Below are 22,122 nucleotides of genomic sequence, written 5' to 3'. Positions count from 1 at the left end.
TCAAAGAAATGACGTTTTTTTTAATATTTTTTTATCCGTGATCTAAATTCTTATTACATTTGATCTTGCCTTTTTTTCTAAGAGAAACGAATTAGGGAAAATTAAAAGTATTTTCTGAACATCCATGCACCTCGTTGACGCCACACTTCCCTTCTGCCCGGTATACTCTACTTACCACCATGAGTATTTGGGATACCTGATGACAGCGCATGTGGTTCAAATCCTTCCCAGTGGAGAGCTGAGTTTTGTTCATCAGGGATTATACCCCCACAATATAGCCGAATTCTCGCAAGAGTTGGATGAGGATGACAAAGAGCTTGTCAAGCTCATTTCAGAAATGACTCCCAAAGCTATTGTAAAGAAATTTGGAGGGGATCCCCGAAACGAACTGGAATTTTTTTCTAAAAAATTTGAAGGACAGGCGAAAAAACTCGTTACCAATTTCATTCAAAGAAGGATGGCCAGGATTCTTCCTTTATGCAAAGGAAAGGCCCTCTTTGAAATGGGAAATGATGGATATCCAGCCAAGCAAAAAATTACCATACTCGATGAGCAAGCAACCGCTCTCTTTCACTTTCGCAAAAAAGAAAATTTCACCCGCTACTATCCTACCGTAAAACTCAATGGAGAGATCGTGAAGTTCCAGAAAACGGGAGCTGCTCTTCTCTGCCTTGAGCCTGCCTGGATGCTTCTCAATCATGAGTTGTTTACCTTCAAAAAGCATGTAGATGGAAAGAAATTGAGACCTTTCCTCAGAAAGGACTTTATTGCTATCCCCAAAGAAAAAGAAGAGGAATATTACCGGAAATTTATTACCCAGATCATTGAGAAATATGATGTTTATGCAAAGGGGTTTGAAATAAAGACCCTCCGCTATGATCCGGAATTTATCCTTAAGGTAAAAGAGTATGATGCTTCCAGTTTTTCCTTTTTGCGTGAAGTAAAATATGGTCAACACTGCATTCCTTTGGAAAGTGAAGGCAAGGTAAAGTCCATCATGGAAAAAAACGGGGAAGAATACCGATTCTTCCGGATTGAACGAAAATGCCAGCAGGAAAAAGAAATGCTGGAGTTTTTTGAGCAATTCACCCCAAATAAAAATAGCCTTAGCCCCTGGGAATATATTCAAAAAGACAAGGCCCTTTCCTGGTTTTCTGAGCATGCAGATTTCATCCGGGACAAAGGGGTAAACATTATACAGGAAAATCCCTCCTATCAAATTAGCCTGGATATTCCTCAGATAGAACTTAAAACCCAGGAATCAGGGGACTGGTTTGATATAAAAGCTATCGTTCGAATTGGCAAATTTGAAATCCCTTTCATAAAGTTCAGGGGCCATATTCTCAAAGGAAATCGAGAGTACAAATTGCCGGATGACAGCATTGCTATTTTGCCGGAACACTGGTTTTCGGATTATCGTCATCTGTTGGAAGTTTCTGAAGTGGATGAATCTGATGGGGGAAGCCTGAAAATCAAAAAATACCAGGCCCCTTTGCTAAATTTCCCTTCAAAAGGAAACAATGGCCACTCCAAGATGCTTGATAGCATAAAAAACACAGAAGGCATCCCCGAAATTCCGACTCCCAGAGGATTGAAAGCGAAACTCCGTAGCTATCAGGAAGCAGGCTATAATTGGCTCCATTTTATGAAGGCCCACAATATGGGCGGCATCCTGGCGGATGATATGGGATTGGGAAAGACCCTTCAAACTTTAAGTCTCCTGTTAAAAGAAAAAGAAGATGGAATAGACACCCCTTCTTTAATTGTCCTCCCGACTTCTCTGATTCCCAACTGGGCAAACGAAGCAAAAAAATTCACACCATCTCTTAAAATATTTACACATACGGGCATCAATCGTCCCAAGGATGCAGGAACATTCGCTGATTATGACCTAATCCTGACTACTTATGGTTTGGTAAGGCAAGACATCAAATTACTGGCGACTTTTCCTTTCAACTACATCATCCTCGACGAAAGCCAGAATATCAAAAATCCAGAATCCAAAACGGCCAAGGCAGTACGCAAACTGGTAGCCAAGCATAGGCTTTCTCTATCTGGTACGCCTATAGAAAATACTGTCATGGATATTTGGTCTCAAATGTCTTTCCTCAATCCGGGTTTATTGGGCTCAGATAATTTCTTCAAGAAATTTTATGTGCAGCCGATTGAGAAGAATTTTGATACCAAGCAATCAGCAAAACTGAGCCGTATCATCTATCCGTATATCCTGAGAAGAAGGAAGCACCAGGTTGAGAAGGAATTGCCTCCACGTATCGAGAAGCTCCATTATTGTGAGATGACCGATGAGCAAAAAGATTTCTATGAAGACACGCGTAGTTCCTACAGAAACTACCTCATGGATCTTATTACGCAAGGAGCCTGGAAAAAGAATAAACTCAATATCCTGGCTGGACTTCAGAAGCTTCGTCAGATCGCGATACACCCCCGAATCATTGAGCCGGAAAAATTTGAGCTGGAAAATTCAGGTAAATACCAGGAAGTAAAAAGATTGCTGAAGCAGATCCTTGGGAAAAAGCGCTCCAAAGTGCTGATCTTTTCTCAGTTTGTAAAAGTACTCACCCTCCTCCGCAATGACCTGGATAAAGAAGGGATCAAGTACAACTACCTGGATGGAGGCACCAAAGACCGCCAGACCCCCGTAGATACTTTCCAGAATGACAAGGATATAAAAGTATTCCTGATCAGTTTAAAGGCAGGAGGCGTTGGCCTTAATCTTACAGCGGCTGATTATGTATTCATTCTCGATCCCTGGTGGAACCCGGCAGTAGAAAATCAGGCGATTGACCGATCTCACAGAATCGGCCAGACGCGAACGGTCTTCTATTATAAATTCATCACGCGTGATAGCATTGAGGAGAAGATTCTCAATCTACAGAGAAAGAAGGCCAAGCTTTCGGATGATATTATACAAGTAGATGAGGAAGTATATAAATCCCTTGAAGCCAGTGATCTCGAGGATTTATTGAAATAATTTTAGTCATTTTGAGGCTTGGATGCGAGAAGGACTGTGTGCCGAGAAATCTTGTCTTAAGAAAAATTCTAACTGCTTGATCTCTCCACGAGATAAGCCATGCATAAATCAATCTCCGATAAGACTGCTGCTTTTTAATTTACCCCGGAACCGATTATTCCCCTTCCAGTCTTTTCTTCATCCTTTGCCCGTCAATATTTCCTGGATCTAGTTTCAGGGCTTTCTCAAGAAAAGCTTTTGCCAGCTCTTTCTCTCCCATTTGCTCATACAAATCTGCTTTTACCATAAAAGGCTTGGGGATATTGCCATCCGGATAAATCAGAAAAAGCTGATCGCTCAATTTCATTGCAGCCTCCTTGCCACCCGTTTTCATGAGAAGAGAAGCTTTGTATCCCATCAGAAATGGAATCAAAGGTTCTTGATTAAGGCTTTCCAAACTATCCAATGCAGCCTGAGGACCATCTATATAATTGACACTTTCGATGAACTCCGCCTGGTACCAAAACTCGCCAGGATACTTTTTTCCCAAATACCCCAGATTATCCTTTCCCATCTCCAAAGCAAACTTTACCTGAGCGGGTGCCTTATCAGGAGCCTCATTCCTCAAAATCCTAATCATCAATAAAGCCTGGAATACATCCAGCAATTTGTCTTCATCAGCAGCTAATCCGCCTCGGTCTCTTTCGATTTCATCATACATCCGCCTTTGCTCTGAGGCTTTTGTACTAATCCTGCCCAAGAGACTTTTCCCTACCAAAAAGTCAGGATCAAAGTCGGCCATTTTCCGAAATGCTTTTTCAGATCCGGTATAATCTCCTTTATTCAAGACGCAATCCCAGGCAAGGTCATAATAAAACAAGGCGGAGTCAGATTCTGTTGACAAAGGAAGTCGCTGCCCACATAGTATCGAGGGAAGTCCTAGGAGGATGAGAAAATAAATCAATCGCATAAAAAAAGGCTTCGGCCATTAGGGACCGAAGCCTGATAAATCTATGTATATTTTTCGAGAAAGAAATCACAAGCTTGAAAAGCATGCAGAAGGAGCCCTACTTCTTACTTCTCCATTCCTTGTTCCTTGTTCCTTGTTCTTCCTTTTATTCTTATCCATTAAAGTCTTCCAGAATATCTCCGGAAATACCTACCATAGAAAATCCACCATCATGGAAGAGATTCTGCATGGTTACTTTACGTGTGTAGTCAGAGAACATCATTACGCAGTAATCCGCACATTCTTCAGCCGTTGCATTGCCTAAAGGAGACATTTTGTTTCCATAGCTCAACATTTTGTCGAAACCTGCAACACCTTTGCCTGCAGTAGTAGGAGTTGGAGATTGAGAGATCGTATTTACGCGCACTTTTTTCTCTTTGCCATAGAAATAACCAAAAGAACGAGCGACAGACTCCAAAATAGCTTTTGCTTCAGCCATATCATTGTACTCGCTAAAAGTTCTTTGAGCGGCCATATAGCTAAGGGCCAATACTGATCCCCACTCATTCATCATATCTCTTTTGTAGAGCGCCTGAAGAATTTTGTGGAAAGACATAGCTGAAATATCATAAGTCTTATGCAGCCAGTCATAGTTCAAATCAGTATATGGTCTTTTTTTACGGACATTGGGAGACATACCGATAGAATGGAGAACGAAGTCGATCTTTCCATATTTCTGCTCTGCTACATCCAGCAAAGCATTGATGTCTTCCATATTGGTAGCATCAGCTGTAACAACTTCAGCACCGGTCTTTTCCGCCAATTCGTTGATTTTTCCCATACGCAGGGCGAGCGCATAGTTTGTCAGGATAAAGTTGGCTCCTTCCTCCTTGGCTTTTTCTGCAACTTTCCATGCAATCGAAAGTTCATCAAGGGCGCCAAAAATGATTCCGGTTTTTCCTTCTAGTAGTTTATGTGCCATAGCTTTTTTCAATTTGCGCGGCAAGTACCGAAGTTTTTTATTGGGAAACAAAAAGAATAGCGCAAATAATTGCCTGAGAAAGCCTATTCCCGTTTTTTTCCTTTGAATACAAAAAAGGTTTCCATTTCTTTGTCCCTCAATATGGCAAGTGGAGATAGTATGGTGAAATATCTGGTCATTGTACCAACCTACAATGAATTGGAAAATATAGAATCCTTGATCAACAAGGCGATGGAGGCTTTGCCCAAAGCCCATATGCTTATTGTCGAGGATAATTCGCCTGATGGTACTGCCCAGGTAGTAAAAAAATTGATGGAGGATAAATACGCAGGAAGGCTTTTTATCCATGAGCGAGGGGGAAAAGAAGGACTCGGAACTGCCTATCTGTTTGGCTTCAACTGGGCCATTGAGCGAGAGTATGATTATATCTTTGAGATGGATGCAGACTTTAGCCACAATCCCAGGAGCCTGCCTTCTTTGTTGAAGGCCTGTGAGGAAGAGGGTTTTGATATGGCTATAGGCTCACGTTATGTCAATGGAGTGAATGTAGTAAACTGGCCCATGGGAAGGGTACTGATGAGTTATTATGCCAGTGCCTATGTGAGGACCATTACAGGTATGCCCATCCGTGATACAACCGCAGGATTTAAATGTTACAAAAGAGAAGTACTTGAAAAAGTGCTTTCCCAGCCCATAAAATTTGTAGGCTATGCATTTCAGATCGAAATGAAATTTAGGGCCTGGAAATACGGATTCAAAATCAAGGAAGTTCCCATTATTTTCAGGGATCGAACCATGGGTGAGTCCAAAATGTCCCCCGGTATATTTAAGGAAGCAATCTTCGGAGTAATCCGCATGAAAATGGCTTCCTGGTTTAAGAAATGGAATAAGTAAGGGATAAGACGAAACTATGTCCAACACATTTGGTACGCTCTACAAAATCACCAGCTTTGGGGAATCCCATGGTGAAGGAATTGGGGTGGTCATTGATGGCTGTCCGGCAGGTGTAGAATTGGATCTTGAATTCATTCAGTCTGAACTGGATCGCCGCAAGCCTGGCACCTCACGCATCACTACCCAAAGGAAAGAATCCGATACCTTCAAATTGCTTTCCGGACATGTGGGAAATGTAACTACCGGAACTCCGCTGGGATTTTTTGTTCCCAATGAGAACGTGCGCTCGGCAGATTATGATCATCTGAGTTTTGCTTTTCGCCCCTCTCATAGTGATTATACCTATCTCGCCAAATATGGCACTAGAGATCATAAAGGCGGAGGCAGGTCCTCAGCCAGGGAAACGATTGCCAGAGTTATCGGGGGTGCTGTAGCTAAACAGGTTCTGAACCAGCTCGCCGAGGTTAAAATTGAGGCATGGGTACAAAGTATACACCAACTCAAATATGAAGGAGAGCCAGATACAATAAAACTGGAAACGGATTTTCAGAAGGCGGTTCGCTGTCCCGATGCTGAGATGGCTGAAAAGATGTATCAATTCGTTGATCAGATTAGAAAAGAAGGAGATTCAGTCGGAGGGGTGATAAAATGCAGGTTAAGGGGTATCCCGCCAGGTGTAGGAGAACCGATTTATAATAAACTCTCCTCTCAGCTCAGTGCGGCTATGATAAGTATCAATGCTGTAAAGGGTTTTGAGTTTGGCTCTGGTTTCGCGGGTACAGAATTGAGGGGTTCCGAGCATAATGATGTGTTTTATACCGAAAACAATCGAGTAAAAACCCGCACCAATTTTTCCGGAGGAATACAAGGAGGTATCAGTAATGGACAAGATATCTACTTTCGAGTAGCCTTTAAGCCAACCTCCACCATCATGCAAGACCAACAAAGCATCAATTCTGAAGGAGAAGAAATCACCCTGAAAGGAAAAGGAAGGCATGATCCCTGTGTAGTTCCCCGGGCAGTACCCATCGTTGAATCTATGGCAGCTATGGTAGTTCTGGATCAATGGATGTTGAGAGAAAGTAGCCGATTGGAAAAACTAAAAAGTGATGAATCCTCCTTTCGCTTACCAAACAAGTAAGGAATATATTTCGTTTGTCTAAAGGTGTGTGTTATTTTTACGGGAATTGAGCAGTTTATTATATGAGTTCAAATAGAAATAAAAGCTTTCAGCGTCTTGGGATCATCGGTGGGATCATCCTGGTAGCTCTATTACTGGGTTTCCTAACTGGCAATATGCAGCTGGTTCTGGATATTCTTAGTGCGATTGGATTGATCCTGATTGCAATCAGTATACTTGTTACCGTACATGAACTGGGACACTTCCTGACAGCGAAAGCTTTTGGTATGCGAGTGGAAACCTTTTCTATCGGTTTCCCGCCTAAACTGTTCAGTTTCACCAAAGGAGAAACAGAATATCAAATCGGTGCAACTCCTTTGGGAGGATATGTGAAAATTTCCGGAATCATCGATGAATCCTTTGATACCGATTACCTCGGATCAGAACCTCAACCTTATGAATTTCGTTCCAAGCCCGTTTGGCAGAGACTGATTGTGATGACTGGAGGGGTAATCATGAATATTCTCCTGGGAATCTTCATTTTCTCCATGATCAAGTTTTTCTATGGAGATCTCCTTTTGCCCATAGAAGAAGTGCGCTATGGAATTGAAGTAAGAGAAGGTGAGAAGCAAAGCATAGGAAGCTTAATAGGATTTAAATCAGGAGACTCATTGGTTTCTTTCAAAGGGGAAGCCCTCCCCTACTTCAATGAGTACAGAGATGGTGGAAACATCATTTCAGATGATGCTTATTTCGAAGTAAAAAGAGATGGAAAGATCATCCGTATAGATGTTCCCCCTACGATCCAGAACTATTATAATGACAAGGAATACTCCCGAAGTATTTTTGACCTGGGCTACCCTTCTGTAGTTGAGGTAAAAGAAGTCATGAAATTTAGTCCAGAGGATACAGGTATTCCTTCTCCTGCTCATACGGCAGGTCTGAGAAGTGGAGATAAAATCATCCAACTGGATACGATTCCTATTACTTATTTCCGGGAGATAAGCGGTTTTATGAAAGACAAAACTTTCGCAGAAATTCCGGTCAAAGTAACTAGAGGGGCAGATACCCTGGATTTCATCATAAAAACGGATTCTCTTCCCATTCTGGGTGTTTTGAGTGCTCCCCTGGAAAGCCTCTTTAAACTGGACACCCTGGAATATGGATTTTTCGAATCATTTGGTCCTGGCGCGAAAATGGCCTTTGGTGGATTATCGGATAATATCCAGGGTTTTAAAAACCTGACCAATCCCGGCGTCGAAGTTTCGAAATCAGTCATGGGGCCTATACAAATTGCCAAAGTTTATCTAGAGATTTTCAGAAACCAGGGCATCGAAGGCTTTATTCATTTGACGGGTATGTTGAGTATGGTATTGGCCTTTATCAACATCCTCCCGATTCCGGCACTTGATGGAGGGCATGTAGTATTTCTCCTTATTGAAGCCGTAACTCGAAAAGAGCCCTCAGTAAAAGTCAGGCTGATCGCACAGCAGATAGGTATGGTGATCGTATTGATGTTGATGGTCTATTTCCTCTTCAATGATGCGATTCAAATAAACCAATAAAACAGCCCTCATTTTACATTTCTGAGAGAGGGAAATATTTAGCGTTTTTCCCGCCATCTATTTTTCCTATTTTAGCGCCTTACCAGAGCCTAAAAGACATGACCTTATACCTGCAAAAGGCTATACGCCTCTTTATTCTGCCCCTTTTTCTTGTCAACGGTTTATTCGCACAATCAATACCTGTACTGGTTAATGACCTTAATCATCGGGCAGAGATCAGGCCAGACAGGGCTCCCATCCAAAGTCGGATGGATGGACCAGACACCTTAAGTTTTTCAGCCGGCCAGCCTTTTTTCGATGATTTTTCTTCGGAAAGTAAAAAGCCGGATCCTGCCCTGTGGTATGATCCCAAGATGGAAGGTCGAGGAATTCCGGATCGAGTCAGAAATGCAGCCATTAATCCCCCTTCCAGAGGGAGTTTGATTTTTGATGGACGAAATTCAGACGGCAGTCCCTATGAGATTCGATCTCTGGCTTTCGGTAAAGCGGACCTTCTTTTGACGCACTACCTTGATTTACGTGGCTTTACTGCTTCGAGTGGAATCTTTCTGTCCTTTTATTTACAGGCAGGTGGATTAGGCGAAAGTCCGGAAGCGACGGATTCCTTTCGGGTATCATTCCTTACCCCCAGCGATACGTTTCTGGTTTATAGTCGTGCAGGGGGAAATGAAGATTTTCAATATGTAAGTATTCCTGTCAATCGTGTTCAATGGTTTGTAGAGGAATTTCAAATTGCTTTTGAGAATAAGGGTTCCTTAAACGGAGCGATTGACGTTTGGCATCTGGATTATGTCTACATGGCCCCTAATAGAAATGGCTCTTCTCTGGGATTAAACGATCAATCTGCAGTTGGCCTGAGAAGTTCTCCTTTCGCCCCCTTTTCTGCAGTACCCTTAAAGCATTTTCAGCAATCGGGAGGCAATAGCCTGGGCTTTGATGTAGAGATAAGTAATGTAGGTACTGGAAATGGAAATATAAATGTCGATGCAAACCTCTCTGAGATCTTCCTGAGTACGCCCTTGACCCCTCCCTTCAGCCAGACTGAGAACCTTAGTCTGGGAGCCAATAGCAATAGCAATAGCATCATTAATTTCAGCTCTTTTGCCAACCAAAGCTTGGCCGCTCCTTCTGTCCTGCAGCTCGAGGTTAATAGCAATAGCTCAGATGACCGCTCTGAAAACAATGTATTTAGAGAAAGTTTTCGGGTCGATTCCATTTTGGCTTATGATGATGGAGAAGCTGACATGGGATTGGGCTTGAATCGTCCATTGGGAATGGGAGTTGAGGTAAATCTGGATCAAGCAGATTCGATTTCTGCAGTCTGGATCAGTTTCGTTCCTACCCTGAACTTCAATCCTGTCAATAATGCCATAGATTATATGGAAGGAAGGAGTTTCCGATTTAGAATCTGGAGCTTTCCTCATCCAGACTCGATTCTCTTCGAACAGGTAAATGACATGAAGGTTACTTATGGAGATGAGTCAAATACCTATGTGCGCTTTCCCCTTAATAGCAATGTCCCGGTAGATGGTACGATATGGGTAGGTATTCAGCAACTCAATACATTACCTATAGGAATCGGCTATGACCTGAGTTATGACAATGACGCCAAATGCTATTATGATTCTGCAGGAGTATGGAAAAACTTTAATTTGGGAGGTAGCCTCATGATCCGACCTGAGTTTTTCAATACCTCGGAAGTAGTCCTTAGCTTAAGAGAAAGCTTCCCTTCTTCTATCAGGCTTTATCCCAATCCCCTAAACTCCCAAAAACTCTATTTGAACATAGACCCTATACTGAATGTTATCTCTTACGAGGCTCGCTTATTAGACCTCAAAGGAGCCCTCATCCATGAATATCGCTCATTCGAGCCCTATTCTGACAAGTTTCAGTTCGATATTCCGGCTAATATTCAGTCAGGCTTGTATATTTGGCAACATATTGTTCAAGATGCCTCAGGAGAAAGGTTGCTTTACAATGAGAAACTACTGATAGGAAATATTAAATAATCCCTCATGAAATTAGATGTACTGGTATTTGCTGCACATCCTGATGATGCAGAATTAGGCTGTTCAGGAACTATCCTCAAATTGATAGATAATGGCTACAAAGTTGGAGTAATTGATTTAACTAAAGGAGACCTGGGATCGAGAGGGACGGTTGAACTCAGGATGGAAGAAGCAGCAGCGGCCAGCAAGCTCATGGGATTGAGTGCAAGAGAGAATTTGGGATTTCGTGATGGTTTTTTTGTCCAGGATGAAGCCCATCAAAAGGAAATCATTCGCATGGTCAGAAAGTATCAGCCAGAACTGGTAATCGCAAATGCCCCTCAGGATCGGCATCCCGATCATGGAAGAGCTTCCAAACTCGTTCGTGATGCTATTTTCTACAGTGGGCTTCGCATGATTAAAACTGAGATGGATGGAGAGCAACAAGCAGCCTGGCGACCCAAAAGATTTTGTTTCTATATCCAGGATCATGCCCTCGAACCTGACTTCGTCGTTGATATTACGCCCTATTGGGAGGGAAAATGTACAGCTATCAAGGCTTTTGGTTCCCAATTTTTTGATCCGGAAAGTAAAAGGGATGAGCCACAAACCTACATTTCCAGCAAGGGATTCTGGGATTTTCTGGAAGCTCGTGCCCGGGATATGGGTCATAGAGCGGGAGCTTTATATGGAGAAGGATTCATTTCTGAAACCCCTCTCCTCATAAAGACTCCTATGGATCTTATTTAAGACCTATTTTCTTTTGCTTCTTCTGTTAGGACCTGCAGCTTTTTTGCGGTCTTTCATCATATCCTGCTGCTTCTTTTGCTGCCCTTCTACCCATTTTTCCAAACGGCTTTTGGATTTCTTTTTCCCTTTCTTGCCTTTCATTTGCTTTTGGGTATTTCTCATCTGTGCTAGCAGATCTTCATCATTGATCGTACGGCGGATCAGAAGGGTTTGAGAAATTGAAATGATGTTGGAAGTAAGGTAATACAAACTCAGACCTGAAGCATAGTTGTTCAGGAAGATCAGGAGGACAATAGGCATAAAGTAAGCGATGTACTTCATGGCTGGATTGGCACCTGCTGTCGGTTGAGATTTTTGTTGGTAGAAAGTATAAACGAAAGTCGATATCGCCATCAGCAGGGTAAAGAGACTGATGTGATCTCCATATGCAGGAATACTAAAACCGAAGTTAAAGATGCTATCGTAAGTGGAAAGGTCATTGGCCCAAAGGAAGGATTGTTGCCTCAACTCTACCGATTGCGGGAAGAAGAAAAACAGGGCAATCAGAAAGGGATAAGATAATAGCATGGGTAGACAGCCTCCAAACATACTCACTCCCATTTCCTTATAAATGCCCATTTTGGCCATTTGCAACTTCTGAGGATCATCTTTGTGCTTTTCATCCAAAGCCTTCATTTCCGGAGTCGCATTCAGCACCCGCATTTTCGCCATGGACTTGTAGCTCTTATAGGTGAGCGGCAATACCATGGTACGAATGATAAGGGCCAGAATGATAATAATGATCCCGTAATTCGAGATATATTTCTCAAGAAATTTGAAAATATAGGTAGTACCTACATTGATATAACTGATTACCCACCATCCGAGGTCCATTTGCTTCTCCAGTCCCATATCATAGGAGGTGAGGGTAGCGTACTCATTGGGTCCCATGTATATCCGGAAGCTATTGCTGATATCATCTGAACGAGGAATATCAACTTTCACCTTGGACTCCATGATGCGGTTTACATCATCCACGGGAGGCGTTCCCATTTTTACTTTACCAGAACGGAAAGGTTTTTCTCCAATCAGAACCATAGAAAAGAACTGACTCTTATATGCCAGCCAGTCAAATCCATTTTTAATGGCCTCTTCGGTAATTTCATCTGATGCAGTTGCTTTCTCTACGCTATTGCCTTCTTTATAAGCAAAGAAGGTTTTCTGGCGCATATTTTCTACAGAAAGCTCTGTCTTCGGCAGGGTATTGGTCCAGTTGATATCGAAATAAGAGATATTTCCCAGTCCATCCTTTAAGCCTTTCATCCGAATCTCATAGCCGATATCATACCGATCGCCGTAAAAGGTGTAAATCTGCTCCAGCGATTTGTTGTCATCAACTTTTGCAGTCAGAACCAATTTAGTAGAATCAGATCCTGTAAGATTGATTTTACTTTTAGAGGCCTGAAAGTAAAGATCAGAACTGGCTATAACCTTATTGTCATTGTAAAAGGAGAAATCGAAGTTATTGGGCAGATTCGGATCAATCATGGGTAAAGGCAGGGAGTCGAATGTTTTGTAATCATTCAGATAAGCCGAGTTAATGGCTCCTCCTTTGCTATTGACCCCAAGATCAAATTTATCCGTCTTGATTTCGATATTTTTTGCCTCTCCTTCAGTCAGTTGGTAGAATGATCCAAATTTGCCAAGCTTCTGGGCTTTCTTAATGGAATCCTGAGCAACTGCATCGAGTTCTGGTACTGATTCTGTCGGACTTTCCGTCATATCAGCCTCTTCGACCAGCTCTGTCTGACTTTCCGTAGAGGTATTTTCTTCTGGTGGAGGGGGTTTGGGTGCAAAATAGGTGAAATACACTATTGTCAACAACGTCATCAACACCAATCCCGTAATCGCATTTTTATCCATGAGTATATTTAATTCTCAGGCCTATTAGTCGTGTGTATATTGGAAAAATTACAAAACTTTATCAGACCTAAATTTCTCTCCAAAATCAGGGGACAAAGGTACATACTATTTTTTGATTCTGCGAGAATGCAATGAGAAATTCACTTAGTCGCTACTTACCACTTCACTTTGCTTGGCTTTCTCCAATTTGTACTGATAAGCAGCATTCACGAAGGAAAGGAAAAGCGGATGCGGAGATTCAACGGTACTTTTATATTCTGGATGAAATTGTGATCCCAGAAAATAGCGATGCTCGGGTAATTCGATCATCTCAACAAGGCCTGTATCGGGATTGACCCCGCTCATCAACATGCCTTTTTTCTCATACTTCCCTTTATAATCATTATTGAATTCGTAGCGGTGTCTATGTCTTTCGTGGACCAAGTCTTTCCCGTATGCCTGGTGAGCGAGACTCCCCTCCTCTACTTTACAATCGTAAGCTCCCAAACGCATAGTTCCTCCCAATTGACTCACTTTCTTCTGTTCCTCCATAAGAGAAATCACCGGTGCTTTTGTATCGGGAGCAAATTCGGTACTATTCGCAGATTTGATCCCCATTATATTGCGACCATATTCAATGACTGCCATTTGCATCCCAAGACAAATCCCATAGAAAGGGATATTTTGCTCTCGCACAAACTTCACGGCTTCAATTTTCCCTTCTATCCCCCTTTCTCCAAATCCGGGAGCTACCAAAACGCCATCAAGAGCACCCAACAATCTCGGGCAATTTACTTCGGTTATATCTTCGGAATGAATCCAGTGGATTTTCACCTCCAGTTCGAATTCTGAACCTGCAATGATCAGAGATTCGGCGATAGATAAGTAGGCATCATGCAATTCTACATATTTTCCTACCAGACCGATATGTACTTCATCAGAAGGATTCTTCAATTTGCTGACGAAATTCTTCCAATAGCTAAAATCCGGTTTTTTCTTATTGGTAAGCCCCAGTCTCTTTAGCACTACCTTATCCAGTTTTTCTTTATGCAAAAGAAAAGGTACTTCGTAGATGGTGCTTGCATTGATATTTTCAATGACCGCTTCTGGTTCCACATTACAAAAACGCGCTACTTTATTTCTCACCTCCACCGGAATCTTTCTTTCGCTTCTGCAAACCAGGATATCAGGCTGAACACCACTCTGAAGTAAACTTTTCACAGAATGCTGAGTTGGCTTGGTTTTAAGTTCTCCTGCCGCTGCCAGATAGGGAACCAGGGTGAGGTGAATAACCAGGCAATTTTCAGGGCCATGATCGTATCGAAACTGGCGCAAAGCTTCTATGTAAGGCAATGACTCAATGTCTCCTACTGTACCTCCAATTTCTGTTAAGACGATATCCCACTTACTTTCATCATTAATGAGGGCAAATCTCCTTTTGATTTCATTGGTAATATGCGGAATTACCTGTACAGTTTTTCCTCCATACTCCCCCATTCTTTCCCTGCGAATTACTGTTTCATAAATCCTTCCGGTAGTCACATTATTTGCCTGTGAGGTCGGAACATTGAGAAAACGCTCATAGTGTCCCAAATCCAGGTCAGTCTCGGCCCCATCATTGGTCACATAGCACTCCCCATGTTCGTAGGGATTCAGGGTGCCGGGATCAATATTGATGTAGGGATCAAATTTTTGGATGGTCGCACTATAGCCTCTCAATTGAAGGAGTTTGGCGAGAGAGGCAGCGAGGATGCCTTTGCCCAGTGAAGAAGTTACGCCTCCAGTAACGAAGATGTATTTTGTGGTTTTAGCCATTTATATTTCAAACGATTACGAAAGCGCAAAAGTACAATCTGTTTTTAGAATTTGAAATTGAATTTCAGGAATTGTAGCAAATGCCTTTCCAGCCCCTTAAGAGGCATAAGTAAGAATTAAGGATATTGTTGATTTTAAACTAGTACGAACAAGCGTAATTTACAAAAAATTAATAAACCGTCTAAATATATAAATGGCCTCATTCTTGTAAATCTACCATATGAAGTTTGCTTTTCTGATTACATTCTTGCTCTGCTCCCTGGCTACATTCGGGCAAAATGTCCTATTTCTAGATTTTGGGCAGAATTCGACCAGGGTTGACTCCTTTCTTCAGACCCGAGATTACCTGGAACTTGTAGAAAAAATGGATGGCGAGATCCTCAGCAGTAAAATTGATTCTATCAATGAAATAAAATATTATTTCAAGACCGACAAGCTATATGCTGTAGAAGATAAAAGATCCTATGCCAGCCTAAAAGATGCCCAGGATGCGCTGAATGGCTGTTTATCCTATCTTGAAGGCAAAGGAGAAGTCTACAAAGCTTTCAACTCAAAAGACGTTCAGCACTTTGTTGCAGTGGATGAAAATAAGATGACGGAAGTAATTATTTACTCTAACGCTAGGCCTTTTCGCGCTGAAGTACACTTAAAGAGTACAAGCCGTAAGTATGGCCCTCGCATGAAGACTGAGTCTTTCATTGCGGAGCTTACTATGGCCAAGTAGATTACGAGATACTATAATTTACTTTCTTTAATGGCTTTTGCCATGCTGATGGGAGCCTTCAATCTTTTGATTGAAGGCTTTATCTTTTGCGAAAAGATGTAAGCGGGAAATCAAAAATCCTCCCAGCATGCCTATCAGGGCACCTACCAAGACATCTCCGGGATAATGGACACCCAAATAAACGCGGCTAAAGGCAACAATTGCTGCACAACTGAAGAGGATAATGCTGATTTTTCTTTTGGCAAAATAATAGGACAGAAAGCTCGCCAAAGCAAAGAAATTTGCTGCATGTGAAGAAGCGAAGCCAAACTTTCCTCCACAATGACCATGAACAATATGCACGGCAAAATCCAGGGCTGCCTCTGCTCTACATGGCCGAAACCTTTGAAAATAAGGTTTCATAAAACCGGAGGTAAATTGATCCGCAAAAGCGATGAGTAATGCAATGGCTATAAAAAATAGCAGTATGCCTTTGGCATTTTCTTTTTTTATTACCCAATACAGACAGAAAAGATAGGCGGGAATCCAGGTCAATCTTTCACTTATGTAAAACATGAGTTCATCCCAAAAAGGATGATTTGCGGAGTTGATAAGCTGAAACAACTCAAGGTCCCATTCCAACAGTAATTCTAGCATCAGATGTAATAGTCCTGGTACATGCGGATTAAACTTCCTACAAGTAGAAATACCATAAATCCTTGTAAGGCAATGCTTCTGTATCCCTGGTTTAATCTACCTTCCCTTTCTCTAAGCTGCATACGAGGATAATGAAAGCTAATACTTAGCAAACCTAATCCGACTCCAATAAAGCTTCCTGCCAATATGTCTCCGGGAAAATGAACGCCGATATATACCCGGGAATAAGCTACTGAGATGGCTATGATTGCTGCCAGAAACTGCCAGATTTTCTTACTATCCCGAAGATAAAAAGCCATAAAACTCATCATCATCCAAACGGCTGAACTGTGGCCCGAAGGAAAGCTTTTATATTTTTCTCCTCCCAAACTGATGTAGTATATATCAGTAAGGTTTTCAAAAACCTTGGGGGGCCTATTCCATCCGACAAATACAAATTGCTTTAAACTCCATAAGACTATGCCCAGCAGCAGTAAAGCCACGATAAGGGTATTGACCAGTGCCCGATCTCTATTAAAAATCAAAAATGCAAAGATCATAGCAATCGTAACCCCTTCCCCCAGATGGGTAAAGTGAGGCATAAAGGCATCCAAAAATGGGGTTCGAATGGCATTTAGGTATAAAAAACTGTCGTAATAACCCATAGCCATAAGCAAGCCCCCAAGAGCGAATGCATATAGCAAGCAGGTCCCCATAAATGGGCCTAATTCTTTAATATTTTGCCTTAGGCGGGAACTAAAAGTCTGAGTCATCAAACCAAAAATATGCGCGCCAGGCATCTCCTACAGATTCCCGACGTAATTTGAACCTGGCTCTACCTGAACCCGAAAAAACATTCTGCTCATCCTGCTCAATATTCAGGTTGAAATTCCTGATAATGGCAGCTTCTACTTCGGTGGTATCCAGTTGTGTATAATAATTCCAATCCAGGTTGATCTGTATGACAGACTGAAAGAGATTGAAGGAAGTTGACAATTCGGTATCTCGATCCCACTGGATTTCCTGTCCCAAGTCAGGATCGTAATAAGCAAAAATAAAGTCCGCGTCAAAGAGAGTACCATATAAGGAGGTATCTCTTAGTTCATAAGCGTTTTTGAATAAGCGGAAATATCCATCAATATTGGTGGGATCTCCCAGAAGATTTACATTGGCAAGACCTTCCGGATCATAAGCAGGTGCAAAAGGATTACAACTCCCCAGGCCAACAGCTATGCTGCTTAGCGCGCTTATGAGGATGAGGAATTTCCTGAACTTCTGCATCTTATTGAACAAAGCTTAATTTTAACTGGCTCCAACTGCTGTCCTGGATCAATTCAATGTCCTGCCAACGGCTGATCTCCCATTCGTTAAACTCGTTCAATTTAATCAATAATTGTATTTGTCCCTTGAACAAGGTGGTCAAAGTGGTATCCCGGTGATTGATTCTCAGGGTATATTCTCCCACATAGGTCAGAGAATCAGCATCAACATTCTGCAATTCTGTCTCTCTCAAAACCAAAGAATTTCCAGTCGAAACTGTAAGATTCTGAATCATGTTATCAAAATAAGCCTGTTCATCCTGTATGGACCAGGCCAACCAGATCGGTTCATTATCATTGAAAAGAGAGGCAGCAGGAGTAAACCTCAAGGAATCATTATTAAAGCAGCGGAGGTAATTCTGAACATTGGTATTACCCACTGATCGCTGGAGGTTTTGCAAAAGAATTTCATAGTCAGTAGGACTTATCCAATCCGAACTCACAATGCCCGGAGGTTCCACATTCCTTACCTGAAAACAGGAGGAAAGCGCCCAGAGAAGTGAGAATCCCAGCACTATTTTTATTAAAAAATCTTTCTTCACAAGCTTATAGGAGCATTTTTCAAAAATCCGAGACTTGAAATTAGCCCTAATTATATCTTTTTCCTAAATTGGCCCGTATAATTGACTGACCGGTCACCCAAAAATATATGAGTCCCAAATCTCCTGCACAAAATGAAGTCATCCGGCAACAGAGTCGAAGCAAGATTCTGGAGGCCGCTCTTGAACTTTTTGCAAGTCGTGGCTTTCACAATACTTCCATCGAACAAATCCGAAAATTGGCTGGCGTATCTAAAGGCCTGATATATAATTACTTTGCCGACAAGGAGGACTTGATGAATCAAATTGTCTTTGAAGAAATGAAGCAGGGAGATGTAATTATTGAAAAAATGGGGCGACTGACAAACTCAAAGGATCGCTTCAAATTTCTGATAGATTTTTCATTCGACTATTTTCGCACCCAAAAACATCATTCAAAATTAATGGTAAGTCTGGCAATGCAAATGGAAGATTTCCCCAAACTGAAGGATATAATCCTGGCAAGGTACAAGGGTACTCTACCTTTGATGACTATGCTGCTGGAAGATTTGGGGGCAGAAGATCCAAAAGAAGAAGCTATTACTATATCTGCTGCCCTTGACGGGATCGGCATGCAATATCTGGTGCTGGGAGAAGAATTGCCCCTGGATGATCTGAAAGAGCACTTGATAAAAAAGTACTGTAAGTAGAAACTAAAACATTCTAATAATGAAATTTCACATATTCACTATTCTTATCGCCGCTTTATTGCTTTCTTTTGGGAAAGTACAGGCTCAATCCGCGGTTGACATCATCACCAAAGCAGAAGAAGTCCGCAGAGGAGCGACCAGTTCTAAAGCGGAAATGACCATGACCATTGTCAGACCAAGCTGGTCTCGAACGATGAGTATGAAAAGTTGGTCCAAGGGAGATGACTATGCCATCATGCTGGTTACAGCTCCAAAAAGAGATTTGGGAACTGTTACCTTGAAAAGGGTAAAGGAAGTATGGAACTGGATGCCTCGCATTGAGAGAACCATCAAGCTCCCACCTTCTATGATGTCCCAATCCTGGATGGGCTCTGATTTCACCAATGATGACCTGGTAAGAGAAGCTTCTCTAATAAGGGATTACGACCTCAAAGTCTTGGGAGATTCAACCATTGGCGATCGTCCTTGTTGGAAGATCGAGATGATCCCGCATGATGATGCTGCAGTAGTTTGGAGCAAAGTTTATGTTTGGGTGGATAAGCAAGACTATCTCACCTTGAGAAATGAGTTTTATGACGAAGACGACTACCTGATAAATGTTATGGTCGCTTCCAATATCAAAACATTGGGAGGAAAAACCTTTGCGACCAAACTGGAAATGCTTCCTGTCGAAGATGAAGGCCATAAAACTGTGATCGAATATCAGAACATTGAATTTGATACCGGTATTTCTGAAAACTTTTTCAGCGTCCAGAATATGAAACGTGTGCGTTAATTCGCATTCACTACTATCGATTCACAAAACCACATAATCTATACACATGTTATTAAAATTGGCATGGCGTAATCTTTGGCGAAATAAAAGGCGCACATTGATTACCACAGCCTCCATATTTGTAGCGGTAATCTTGTCTACCTTCATGCGCTCTCTACAAGAAGGGAGTTACAATGAGATGATCAAGAATGCCGTGAGTTTTTATTCCGGTTATATCCAGATTCATCAAAATGGATACTGGGATGAACAAAAACTGGACAATAGCTTCGAAGACATTGAGTTGATCAAGACCGCACTCTCCGAAGAACAGCGAGTTACGGTTGCTACTCCCCGTATTGAATCTGCCTTGTTAATTTCCTCGGGAGAAAAGACTCACATCGCCCAAATAGTTGGGACGGAACCGGAACAAGAGGATCAATTAACTAATCTTGCAGAGAAAGTTGTAGAAGGAAGATACCTGACTTCTGATGATCGGGGCTTAATGATCGCCCAGGGAATTGCAGAGAAGTTGAAAGTGGGTGTAGGTGATAGTCTGATTCTTCTGGGACAGGGATATCATGGGGTTTCTGCTAATGAAATCTATCCTATTATTGGGATTGTTAAATACGCCAGCCCTTTGCTCAACAAGCGGATCATGTTTCTTCCTCTTAAAGAGGCCCAAGAAATGTTTGTCGCACATGAGCGCCTGACTTCCTATGCGATCAATGTTGAGAATCCCAAGCAATCTGAAAGTGTCGCTCAGGCATTGAAGGCAGAATTGGATAGCGAAGCATATGAAGTTATGCCCTGGACAGAACTAAGTCCTGATCTCATCAAGATGATTGAAGGAGACAGGGCAGGTGGATATTTATTCATGGCCATCCTTTATGTGATTATCGGATTCGGGATATTTGGTACAGCGCTAATGATGATCAATGAGCGTCAGTATGAATTTGGGGTAATGACAGCAATAGGCATGAAAAAAGGGAAGTTAGCCCAATTGCTGACCCTGGAGATGGTTATCATGGCTATCCTGGGAGTAATCGCCGGATTTGTAGCGGCGATACCTATTATTACCTATTTCCAAATCAATCCCATCACCTTTGAAGGAGAAGCAGCCAAAGCTTATGAAGCATTTAACATCGCTCCCATCATTCCAACAGCTTTGGATATGGGCGTTATTGCCTCTCAGGCTCTGGTGGTTTTAATCATTACTCTCCTCATTAGCATTTACCCTATTCTTCAATTACTTCGTCTGGATCCTATTAAAGCCATGCGAACCTAACTATCCACTTATGATACCATTAATAGCCTGGAGGAATGTTTGGAGAAATCCGCTCAGAAGCGGCATCGTAGGCTTAGCGATTGCTATTGGCCTGGTGTCTGGCGTTTTCATGGTTTCCCTCCAATTCGGGATACTAGAAAGCCGTACGCGCGACATCATCCAAACTCAAATCTCTCATATACAACTTCACCACCCACAATACGAAAAAGGAGGTGAAACCAAATTTATAATGGAAAACGGGCCTCAGGTTTTTGAGGCACTTGCGAAAGAACCCTATGTTAAATCAATCAGTGGCAGGATTCTTATCCCTGCAATGCTGGAAAGTAGCAAAGGCAACTTTGGCGTAGAATTGATCGGTATAAATCCAGAAGAAGAAGCTGAACTAACCTTACTTAAAGAGCGAATGGTCGCTGGAGATTATTTTAAGGAAGGAAGGTCAGTCGGAATAGTTGTCGGACGAAAACTGGCAGAGAAGATTGGGGTAAAAATAACAGATGAAAATGGAGAAGACAGTTACAATTTCAGACGAAGGCTTGTATTTCGCTTTCAAACTGCCAGCAATGAAATTTCATCCTTAAGAGTAAAGGTTGTCGGGGTTTATAAAACTGCCAATTCTTTATTGGAAGAAGCTCAGGTTTTTATCCGTAAACAGGATGTGGATCATATTCTGGAGATACCGGGAGAAATCCATGAAATTGCCCTGATTACTGATGATAGAAAGGAATTCATAGAGGACAAGTTGAGCAAGGTGAATGCTTTGCCTGCAATAGCCGGTAATGAGGGGGTAAAAGTCGAGACCTGGAGCGACATTGCACCTGACATCCAATTCTTTGCAGAAACCATAGCTGCAAGTAGCCGCATAGTCATGTTTATCATTTTATTGGCTTTGGCATTTGGCATTATAAATACAATGCTTATGGCTGTTTTGGAAAGGACCCGTGAACTAGGTATGCTCATGTCAGTGGGGATGAATAAGTTGAAAATTTTCTCCATGATCATGCTGGAAACGGTCTTCCTGACTTTCGTTGGTGCTCCGGTAGGTTTACTTACCGGCTGGGGACTGATTACCTATTTTGGCGAAAAAGGGATTGATATGGGAGTCTTTACAGAAGGTTCCGAGCAATTTGGATTCAGTAGTATAGTTTATCCTGAACTACCGACCAGCTCCTATCAGGAAATCATCATTATGGTGATCCTTACCGCTTTGCTTTCAGCCATCTATCCGGCTTACAAAGCCCTTCAACTCAATCCATCCGAAGCAGTTCGGGCCATTTAACCTTTA

19 protein-coding genes are annotated in these 22,122 nt (G+C 42.0%); 11 read left to right on the top strand and 8 right to left on the bottom strand.

Features of this window, described 5'->3' with window-relative positions; translation table 11 throughout:
* Nucleotides 1-124 precede the first annotated feature (124 nt).
* Nucleotides 125-2,992 carry a DEAD/DEAH box helicase gene (locus R8P61_10435; protein MDW3647473.1) on the top strand — a complete coding sequence of 956 codons (2,868 nt, stop codon included), beginning with the start codon at nucleotides 125-127 and terminating at the stop codon, nucleotides 2,990-2,992.
* 154 nt (nucleotides 2,993-3,146) lie between these two features.
* Here R8P61_10435 and R8P61_10430 read toward each other — a convergent pair whose 3' ends face one another.
* Nucleotides 3,147-3,941, bottom strand: coding sequence for a hypothetical protein (locus R8P61_10430; protein MDW3647472.1), 795 nt, complete (start codon nucleotides 3,939-3,941; stop codon nucleotides 3,147-3,149).
* Nucleotides 3,942-4,092: 151 nt separating this feature from the next.
* A complete protein-coding gene (locus tag R8P61_10425) occupies nucleotides 4,093-4,902 on the bottom strand; it encodes an SDR family oxidoreductase (GenBank protein ID MDW3647471.1) in 810 nt (269 codons plus the stop codon).
* Nucleotides 4,903-5,043: 141 nt separating this feature from the next.
* Between R8P61_10425 and R8P61_10420 the strand changes: the two genes are divergently transcribed.
* The 5 genes from R8P61_10420 to bshB1 all read left to right on the top strand — a co-directional run bounded on the left by R8P61_10420 (nucleotide 5,044) and on the right by bshB1 (nucleotide 11,219).
* Entirely contained in the window at nucleotides 5,044-5,796 is a 753-nt protein-coding gene (locus R8P61_10420) for a polyprenol monophosphomannose synthase (protein MDW3647470.1), read from the top strand.
* 16 nt (nucleotides 5,797-5,812) lie between these two features.
* Nucleotides 5,813-6,937, top strand: coding sequence for a chorismate synthase (aroC, locus tag R8P61_10415; GenBank protein MDW3647469.1), 1,125 nt, complete (start codon nucleotides 5,813-5,815; stop codon nucleotides 6,935-6,937).
* 62 nt (nucleotides 6,938-6,999) lie between these two features.
* Complete coding sequence (gene rseP, locus R8P61_10410; GenBank protein ID MDW3647468.1) at nucleotides 7,000-8,481, top strand: RIP metalloprotease RseP; 1,482 nt, start codon at nucleotides 7,000-7,002, stop codon at nucleotides 8,479-8,481.
* Between the two features lie 98 nt (nucleotides 8,482-8,579).
* The gene (locus R8P61_10405) at nucleotides 8,580-10,490 is read left to right on the top strand and encodes a hypothetical protein (protein MDW3647467.1); all 1,911 of its coding nucleotides are present in this window, start codon (nucleotides 8,580-8,582) and stop codon (nucleotides 10,488-10,490) included.
* A gap of 6 nt (nucleotides 10,491-10,496) precedes the next feature.
* Entirely contained in the window at nucleotides 10,497-11,219 is a 723-nt protein-coding gene (gene bshB1 / locus R8P61_10400; protein ID MDW3647466.1) for a bacillithiol biosynthesis deacetylase BshB1, read from the top strand.
* A gap of 3 nt (nucleotides 11,220-11,222) precedes the next feature.
* Here the strand turns inward: bshB1 and yidC are convergent, their stop codons facing one another.
* Both yidC and R8P61_10390 read right to left on the bottom strand, forming a co-directional pair.
* Nucleotides 11,223-13,121, bottom strand: a complete 1,899-nt coding sequence (gene yidC, locus R8P61_10395; protein ID MDW3647465.1) for a membrane protein insertase YidC — start codon at nucleotides 13,119-13,121, stop codon at nucleotides 11,223-11,225.
* 144 nt (nucleotides 13,122-13,265) lie between these two features.
* A complete protein-coding gene (locus tag R8P61_10390; protein MDW3647464.1) occupies nucleotides 13,266-14,915 on the bottom strand; it encodes a CTP synthase in 1,650 nt (549 codons plus the stop codon).
* A gap of 220 nt (nucleotides 14,916-15,135) precedes the next feature.
* Here R8P61_10390 and R8P61_10385 point away from each other — a divergent pair, with 220 nt between their 5' ends.
* Nucleotides 15,136-15,639, top strand: a complete 504-nt coding sequence (locus R8P61_10385; GenBank protein ID MDW3647463.1) for a hypothetical protein — start codon at nucleotides 15,136-15,138, stop codon at nucleotides 15,637-15,639.
* Nucleotides 15,640-15,666: 27 nt separating this feature from the next.
* Here the strand turns inward: R8P61_10385 and R8P61_10380 are convergent, their stop codons facing one another.
* From R8P61_10380 to R8P61_10365, 4 genes are read right to left on the bottom strand one after another with little or no spacing between them, the layout of a single operon-like run.
* Nucleotides 15,667-16,275, bottom strand: coding sequence for a phosphatase PAP2 family protein (locus R8P61_10380; protein MDW3647462.1), 609 nt, complete (start codon nucleotides 16,273-16,275; stop codon nucleotides 15,667-15,669).
* Entirely contained in the window at nucleotides 16,275-17,054 is a 780-nt protein-coding gene (locus tag R8P61_10375) for a phosphatase PAP2 family protein (GenBank protein MDW3647461.1), read from the bottom strand. Before R8P61_10375 ends, R8P61_10380 begins: the two co-directional genes overlap by 1 nt.
* The gene (locus R8P61_10370) at nucleotides 17,011-17,535 is read right to left on the bottom strand and encodes a hypothetical protein (GenBank protein ID MDW3647460.1); all 525 of its coding nucleotides are present in this window, start codon (nucleotides 17,533-17,535) and stop codon (nucleotides 17,011-17,013) included. Before R8P61_10370 ends, R8P61_10375 begins: the two co-directional genes overlap by 44 nt.
* Before the next feature lies 1 nt (nucleotide 17,536).
* Nucleotides 17,537-18,115: a hypothetical protein gene (locus tag R8P61_10365; protein MDW3647459.1), complete on the bottom strand. Its 579-nt coding sequence runs from the start codon at nucleotides 18,113-18,115 to the stop codon at nucleotides 17,537-17,539.
* 107 nt (nucleotides 18,116-18,222) lie between these two features.
* Between R8P61_10365 and R8P61_10360 the strand changes: the two genes are divergently transcribed.
* From R8P61_10360 to R8P61_10345, 4 genes are read left to right on the top strand one after another with little or no spacing between them, the layout of a single operon-like run.
* Nucleotides 18,223-18,801 (top strand): TetR/AcrR family transcriptional regulator, encoded by a 579-nt coding sequence (locus R8P61_10360; protein MDW3647458.1) that lies wholly within the window; start codon nucleotides 18,223-18,225, stop codon nucleotides 18,799-18,801.
* Nucleotides 18,802-18,820: 19 nt separating this feature from the next.
* Nucleotides 18,821-19,576 (top strand): outer membrane lipoprotein-sorting protein, encoded by a 756-nt coding sequence (locus tag R8P61_10355; GenBank protein MDW3647457.1) that lies wholly within the window; start codon nucleotides 18,821-18,823, stop codon nucleotides 19,574-19,576.
* A gap of 46 nt (nucleotides 19,577-19,622) precedes the next feature.
* Entirely contained in the window at nucleotides 19,623-20,840 is a 1,218-nt protein-coding gene (locus R8P61_10350) for an FtsX-like permease family protein (protein MDW3647456.1), read from the top strand.
* A 10-nt stretch (nucleotides 20,841-20,850) separates the two neighbouring features.
* Nucleotides 20,851-22,116, top strand: coding sequence for an FtsX-like permease family protein (locus R8P61_10345; GenBank protein MDW3647455.1), 1,266 nt, complete (start codon nucleotides 20,851-20,853; stop codon nucleotides 22,114-22,116).
* Nucleotides 22,117-22,122 lie beyond the last annotated feature (6 nt).

It is taken from the genome of Bacteroidia bacterium, assembly GCA_033391075.1.
Taxonomy (GTDB): domain Bacteria; phylum Bacteroidota; class Bacteroidia; order J057; family J057; genus JAWPMV01.
Note: the sequence above shows the minus strand (reverse complement) of the source record. Positions and strands in the feature narration are given on the sequence as shown.